General features: G+C 66.3%; 3 protein-coding genes. All 3 read right to left on the minus strand.

The genetic code is table 11. The annotated features are described in order from the left end of the window. Window positions 1-495, minus strand: a 495-nt coding sequence (locus tag EOD07_RS32575) for a DNA-processing protein DprA (RefSeq protein WP_164772760.1), incomplete at its 3' end; no start/stop codon positions are given. Then, window positions 492-1,073 carry a glycerol-3-phosphate 1-O-acyltransferase PlsY gene (gene plsY / locus EOD07_RS32580; protein WP_041007058.1) on the minus strand — a complete coding sequence of 194 codons (582 nt, stop codon included), beginning with the start codon at window positions 1,071-1,073 and terminating at the stop codon, window positions 492-494. The genes plsY and EOD07_RS32575, both read right to left, overlap by 4 nt. 185 nt (window positions 1,074-1,258) lie before the next feature. Continuing rightward, on the minus strand, window positions 1,259-1,966 hold a 708-nt coding region (locus tag EOD07_RS32585), incomplete at its 5' end, for an amidohydrolase family protein (RefSeq protein WP_164772761.1).

Here is a 1,966-nt window from a genome sequence, read left to right on the forward strand (position 1 = left end):
GCCTTTGTGTGCGGCCGTGTCGATGCCGCGCGCCAGGCCGGAAACGATGGCGTAGCCTTCGCGGCCGAGGTCTGCCGCCAGCAGGCGCGCCATCTTGATGCCGGCCAGCGAGGCATTGCGGGCGCCGACAATCGCCACCGCCGGCAACCGGAAGACCGCGCCTTCGCCTTTCACCGCCAGCAGCGGCGGCGGATTGTCCAGGGTCTTCAGCAAGGGTGGATAATCGGCTTCGCCGATGCCGACGAAGCGGGCGCCGGCGCGCCGGGCGGCTTCCAGCTCGGCTTCGGCCTGGGCGATGGAGGGGATGCGCACGATGCGATTGGCGCCGCCGGAGATCGTCAGCTCGGGCAGCATTTCAAGCGCGGCTTCTGCCGAGCCGAAGCGGTTGATCAGCTCGCGAAACGAAGCCGGACCGACATTGGGCGTGCGGATCAGGCGAAGCCAGGCAAGCCGCTGCCGGTCGCTGAGACGCGGGCCGGCGGCCGGGGCGCTCATCCCTTCGCCCCGATCTTGCCTTCGGTGCCGGCCAGCAGGCGCGAGATGTTGGCGCGGTGCTTGATGAAGACGATCAGGCTCATCAGCGCAAACAGGCCGGCGATCTGCGGCGTGCTCATGAAATAGAGCGCAATCGGCACGACCACCGCGGCCGCCAATGCGGCCAGCGAGGAATAGCGGAACAAGAAGGCCATCGCGAGCCAGACGACGGCGAAGACGAGCATGCCTTGCCAGGCTAAGCCGAGCAGCACGCCCAGATAGGTTGCGACGCCCTTGCCGCCCTTGAAGCCGAGCCAGACGGGGAAGAGATGGCCGAGGAAGGCGCCGAAGCCGGCCAACAGTCCGAAGTCCGGCGAGAAATGCCCGGCGATCAGCGCCGCCGCCGTGCCCTTCAGGGCATCGAGGAGCAGCGTGGCTGCCGCAAGACCCTTGTTGCCCGTCCTCAGCACATTGGTCGCGCCGATATTGCCCGACCCGATCTTGCGGACGTCGCCGAGGCCGGCCGCGCGGGTAATCAGGAGCCCGAACGGAATCGAGCCGAGCAGATAGCCGAAGACGAGCGAAATCGCGTAACCCATTGTCTCCCCCGTATTCCTGTCGCCCCAGATGTTCGCCCTAGGATTGATTCACTGTGCGTTATGCAACCATAGTTTGCAAGAGCTGGCGCCGCTCAACATCAGCTGGGCATAATGGTAGAGTCGAGAGGGTTCGCCAAGCAACTCTGTGCCGGGCAGGTCCGCCAAAGTGCAAAGCGACGGGTGGTCTACGCTGAAAACACCGTGCGGCCCGCGACCATCGTCTGCACGACCTTGCCCTGCAGGCGCGCGCCTTCGAAGCAGGTGTTCTTCGAACGCGAGCGAAGGCCGCTTTCGCTGACGATCCACGGCTCGTCCAGATCGACGACCGCGAGATCCGCCGACGCGCCTGGCTTCAATGTGCCGCCCGGCAGGCCGAACAGTCTGGCCGGCGCCGTGGACAGCGTCTCGATCAGCCTGAGCAGCGGCACGTCGCCATTGTGGTAGAGCCGAAGTGCCGCGCCAAGCAGCGTCTCCAGTCCGATCGCGCCGGCGGCCGCATCGGCAAAGGGCAGGCGCTTGGTGTCGACGTCCTGCGGGTCGTGCGAGGAGACGATGATGTCGATCGTGCCGTCCTTGATCGCCTCGATCATCGCCAGCCGGTCGTCTTCGGCGCGCAAGGGCGGGTTGAGCCGGAAGAAGGTGCGGTATTCGCCGACATCGTTCTCGTTGAGCGACAGATTATGGATGGCGACGCCGGCCGTGACATTGGCGCCGTCGGTCTTGGCCCGGTTCACCGCGCCCGCCGCCATCGCGGACGAGATTTTTGCCGCGTGATAGGCCCCGCCGGTCAGCCGCGCCAATGCCAGGTCGCGCTCGAGCGGGATCAGTTCCGCCTCGCGCGGAATGCCCGACAGGCCGAGCCAGCTTGCGTAAAGACCTTCGTTCATCACGCC

The organism is Mesorhizobium sp. M2C.T.Ca.TU.002.02.1.1 (assembly GCF_003997225.1).